The organism is Rhodovarius sp., assembly GCF_040399605.1.
In the GTDB taxonomy this organism is placed as follows: Bacteria; Pseudomonadota; Alphaproteobacteria; order Acetobacterales; family Acetobacteraceae; genus Rhodovarius; species Rhodovarius crocodyli_A.
The window spans coordinates 1-3047 of record NZ_JBBARU010000154.1; the positions used below are offsets into that span (position 1 = coordinate 1).

General features: G+C 65.7%; 4 protein-coding genes. 3 read left to right on the top strand and 1 reads right to left on the bottom strand.

Annotation, left to right across the window (positions count from 1 at the left end):
• On the bottom strand, positions 1-719 hold a 719-nt coding region (locus ABWP84_RS18510), incomplete at its 3' end, for a glutamate--tRNA ligase family protein (RefSeq protein ID WP_353213497.1).
• Between the two features lie 47 nt (positions 720-766).
• Between ABWP84_RS18510 and ABWP84_RS18515 the strand changes: the two genes are divergently transcribed.
• The 3 genes from ABWP84_RS18515 to ABWP84_RS18525 all read left to right on the top strand — a co-directional run.
• On the top strand, positions 767-2038 hold the full coding sequence (locus tag ABWP84_RS18515; RefSeq protein WP_353213498.1) for an efflux RND transporter periplasmic adaptor subunit: 1272 nt from the start codon (positions 767-769) through the stop codon (positions 2036-2038).
• Between the two features lie 5 nt (positions 2039-2043).
• Positions 2044-2784, top strand: coding sequence for an ABC transporter ATP-binding protein (locus tag ABWP84_RS18520; RefSeq protein WP_353213499.1), 741 nt, complete (start codon positions 2044-2046; stop codon positions 2782-2784).
• A partial coding sequence (locus tag ABWP84_RS18525) for an ABC transporter permease (RefSeq protein WP_353213500.1) occupies positions 2781-3047 on the top strand: 267 nt, incomplete at its 3' end. The genes ABWP84_RS18520 and ABWP84_RS18525, both read left to right, overlap by 4 nt.

The following is a 3047-nucleotide window of genomic DNA, read 5'->3' on the forward strand; positions in this document are numbered from 1 at the left end:
TCGCCGGTGTTGTGGTGGGTGGCGCGGCGGATGCGGTAGATGGCCGGGTCGCGCATATTGATGTTGGGGCTGGCCATGTCGATCTTGGCGCGCAAGACCATCGCGCCGTCGGCGTGCAGGCCGCCCTTCATTTCGCGAAAGCGCGCCAAGTTCTCGGCCGGGCTGCGGCCTCTGAACGGGCTGTTGACGCCGGGCTTGCCGAAGTCGCCCCGGTTGAAGCGCATCTCCTCGGCGCTTTGTTCGTCCACATAGGCGTGACCGGCCTCGATCAAATACTCGGCAGCGCGGTACATAAAGTCGAAGTAATCGCTGGCCTGGAACAAATGCGATGTGCCGTTGGCGTCCCAGCCAAAGCCCAGCCAGCGCACCGCGTCCAGGATCGAGTTCACGTACTCGGTGTCTTCTTTTTCCGGGTTGGTGTCGTCAAAGCGCATGTGGCAAACGCCGCCGTAGTCGCGCGCCAGCCCAAAGTTCAGGCAAATGCTTTTGGCGTGGCCCACGTGCAAATAGCCGTTGGGCTCGGGCGGGAAACGGGTGCGGATTTTGGCCGGGTCGGGTTCGCCCGCAGCGTGGTGGGCTGCGTCGCCCGGGCTGCCGGCCCAGTGGCGGCTGGCATAGGTGCCGCGTGCCAGATCACCCTCAATCACTTGCCGCAAAAAGTTGCTGGATCTGGGCGTTTCAGGGGTTTCTGGGGCTTTTGCGGGAGAGGGGGAGGTCATTGGGGGATTTTAGACGGGGGGTCATACCCCCTTCCTACAATCCCGGCATGAAGAAAATTGTGTGGACAGGCGGCTTTCTGCTGCTGGTGCTGGCTTTGGTGCTCGGCTGGTGGTACCGGGGCGCGCCTGCGGGCGTGGAATACCGCAGCGCGCCGGTCAGCCGGGGGGATTTGCAAGCGGTCGTGGCGGCAACGGGTGCGGTCAACCCGGTGGCGCTGGTGACTGTGGGCACCCAGGTCAGCGGGCAGATCCGCGATGTGCTGGTGGATTTCAATGACGAGGTGCAGGCCGGGCAGTTGCTGGCGCAAATCGACCCGCAGACTTTTGACTTCCGGGTGCGCGCCGCGCAGGCCGACCTGGAGGCCGCGCAAGCCGCCGTGCTGACGGCGCAGGCCAATGCGCTGGCGGCGCAAGCCCAGGTCTCTCGCGCGCAGGTGGATTTGCGCGAGGCGCAGCGCAATGATGCGCGCACGCAGGGCCTGGTCGACAAGCAGTTCGTGGCGCAGGCAGAGGGCGAGCGGGTGCGGGCTTTGGCCAGCACCAATGCCGAGGCGCTGAAAGCGGTACAGGCGCAAGTGGGCGTGGCCCAGGCGCAAGTGAAACAGGCGCAAGCTACGGTGGCGCAGCGCAAAGCGGCCCTCGCCCAGGCCGGTATCGATTTGGGGCGCACGCGCATTACCTCGCCGGTTGCTGGCATTGTGATCAAGCGGGCCATTGAGCGCGGCCAGACCGTGGCCAGCAGCTTGCAGTCGCCCGAGCTGTTCATCATCGCCAAAAACTTGCGTGACATGCAGGTGGAGGCGGCGATTGACGAGAGCGATGTGGGCCGCCTGGTGGTCGGACAAAAAGCTACCTTCACGGTGGACGCATTTCCCGGCCAAACCTTCAGCGCCGAAGTGCGCCAGGTGCGCAAGGCGGCGCTCAATGTGGCCAATGTGGTGACCTATGTTGCCGTGCTCAGCTACGCCAATACCGACGGCCGCTTGCTGCCGGGCATGACGGCCAATGTGCGTGTGGTCACGCAGGAGCGGCCTGATGTTTTGCGCGTCCCTAACGGCGCGCTGCGTCTGCGCATCGCGGGCGTGGACCCTGCCGTCAAAGGCAAGGGTCTGGGCCGGGTGTATGTGCTGGACGCTGCGGGCAAGCCGCGTGCCTTGGCAGTGCGCGCGGGCATCAGCGACGGCAGCCTCACCGAGCTGGTGGACGACCCGCAAGCACCCCTGGGCGCTGACTTGGCAGCCGGTACCGAGGTGCTGGTGGCTGTGAAAACCCCGCCTGCGGCCGCGACCAAGCCCGCGGGCGCACGCCCGCACTTCTAAGCGCCGTGCAAGCATCCACCGCTGCGCTGCCGCTGATCGTGCTGCGCGATGTCAGCAAGGTCTATGCGGCCGGGCAAACCGTGCACGCGCTGCGCAGCGTGGATCTGGAGATTGCAGCGGGCGAGTTCGTCGCCATCATGGGTGCCTCGGGTTCGGGTAAGTCCACGCTGATGAATATTCTGGGTTGCCTGGATACGCCCACCTCCGGCCGCTATTTGCTGGATGGCGTTCCCGTACAAGACCGCGACCCCGATGCGCTTGCCGCACTGCGCAACCGGCGCATGGGCTTTGTATTCCAGCAGTTCAACTTGATGCCGCGTACCTCGGCCTTGGAGAACGTCGAGCTGCCCTTGTTGTACGCCGGTGTGCGCCAGCCCGAGCGCAGCCGCCGTGCCTTGGCCGCGCTACGGCGCGTGGGCTTGGCTGACCGGAGCAGCCACAGCCCGTCGCAGCTATCGGGCGGGCAGCAGCAGCGGGTGGCGATTGCCCGGGCACTGGTGAATGAGCCCGCGCTGATCCTGGCCGATGAGCCCACCGGCGCGCTCGATTCCGAAACCAGCGCAGAGGTCATGCAATTGCTCGATGCGCTGAACCGCCAGGGCATCACGGTGATTTTGGTCACGCACGAAGCCGACATGGCGGCCTGGGCGCGGAGGCGTTTGCTGTTCAAAGACGGGCGCTTGGTGGCTGATGAAAACAATCGGAAAAATCGGGATCTGACCCCAATTATTGGAGGTTCGGCATGAGTGCGTGGGCGGCTTTTCGCAGTGCGTGGCGGGCGCTGGCGGCCAATGCGCTGCGCAGCGTGTTGACCATGCTCGGAATCATCATCGGCGTGGGGGCGGTGATTGCCATGGTGGCGGTGGGGCAGGGGGCGACGGACCGGGTGCAAGAGCAGATGCAGGCGCTGGGCTCCAACATCATGCTGGTGGTGCCCGGCGGCGTCTCGCAAGCGGGGGTGCGTTTGGGCGCGCAGACGCGCCAGCGCCTGACCGAGGAGGACGCGCTG

Excerpts from the sequence above, each read along its gene's own strand:
- ABWP84_RS18515 (WP_353213498.1), top strand. The coding sequence starts at position 767 with ATGAAGAAAATTGTGTGGACAGGCGGCTTTCTGCTGCTGGTGCTGGCT.